Raw genomic sequence first — 735 nt, 5'->3', positions numbered from 1 at the left:
GATCTGTAGTGGACGAACACGTCCGCACCACCGTCGACCGCGATGAAGCCGTACCCCTTCTCCGCGTTGAACCACTTGACGGTGCCCTGAGCCATTCCTAACTCCCCTATTGCTGGCCCTTGCGCAGGACCGCACTCCGCGGACCCGGGTCAGACCTCACCCCTGAGAAACCCCTCCCATGCGGAAAGGGGACCCCTGGGGCGTGCGCCGGAACGCGTCGACCGCCGCTGAATGTATCTGCCCAGATGCCCAGAGCAACAGGTCAATCGGACGAGAATTCTGGGCGCGCGTCATCGACCATACGAGGTGAACTCCGGTGATTACCGGTCAAGTCGGGCCGGACATGGCGGGAGCAACCCAGCAAATCATGTCCACACTTCACGCACATTTTGACGAGCCGCTGCCGCTTCCGCGTGCGGGCCCGTAAGAGAGGGAGGGAGATCAGTTCAACCTTATCGCGGTTTCAAACACGGAATTGCCCCGTCCGCTTTCTCGTGGACGGGGCAATTCGGGCAGCTCGCGATGCGGAATGCGCGGGTCAGCCGCCGGCGACGGCGGGAATGATGGAAATGCCCGCGCCGTCCGGCGTCGCCGTCTCAAGTCCCTGGGCGAAGCGCACGTCGTCGTCGTTGACGTACACGTTCACGAAGCGGCGCAGCTTGCCCTGGTCGTCGAGCACCCGGGCGGCGATGCCCTGGTGGTTCTTCTCCAGGTCCGCCAGCACCTCGCCGAGGG

At 64.2% G+C, this 735-nt stretch carries 2 protein-coding genes; both read right to left on the bottom strand.

The window, feature by feature from the left end:
* Positions 1–95: cold-shock protein (locus KUM32_RS05895; protein ID WP_217140728.1), on the bottom strand; the 95-nt coding region annotated here is incomplete at its 3' end.
* 443 nt (positions 96–538) lie between these two features.
* On the bottom strand, positions 539–735 hold a 197-nt coding region (locus KUM32_RS05890), incomplete at its 5' end, for a MoaD/ThiS family protein (protein WP_217140727.1).

The sequence above is a fragment of the Streptomyces sp. AC627_RSS907 genome, from assembly GCF_019049165.1.
This window is presented reverse-complemented; position numbering and strand designations above follow the sequence as displayed.